This is a genomic window from Anaerococcus sp. HMSC075B03 (assembly GCF_001815585.1).
Lineage (GTDB): Bacteria > Bacillota > Clostridia > Tissierellales > Peptoniphilaceae > Anaerococcus > Anaerococcus vaginalis.
Map to the genome: position 1 here is coordinate 1 of NZ_KV821218.1, position 231 is coordinate 231.

The 231-nt window shown below is 39.0% G+C and carries 1 tRNA gene; it reads left to right on the top strand.

Annotation, left to right across the window (positions count from 1 at the left end):
• Positions 1-95: 95 nt before the first annotated feature.
• A tRNA-Ala gene (locus HMPREF3045_RS09030) sits at positions 96-171 on the top strand.
• The last annotated feature ends 60 nt before the right edge of the window (positions 172-231 follow it).

The following is a 231-nucleotide window of genomic DNA, read 5'->3' on the forward strand; positions in this document are numbered from 1 at the left end:
GAGTAAAAAGTCGGTACGCTGACTTTTACCAAAGAAAATTTAAAAAAACTTTGTTTGGAACGAAGTAAACTTTGTAGTAAAATTAAAGGTTACATGGGGGTGTAGCTCAGTTGGGAGAGCACCTGCCTTGCACGCAGGGGGTCAAGAGTTCGAATCTCTTCATCTCCACCAAGCCCATAATCGAGGGGTGAAAGATTTCAAAGAAATCTTTCATAATTTTTCAAAGTTTTC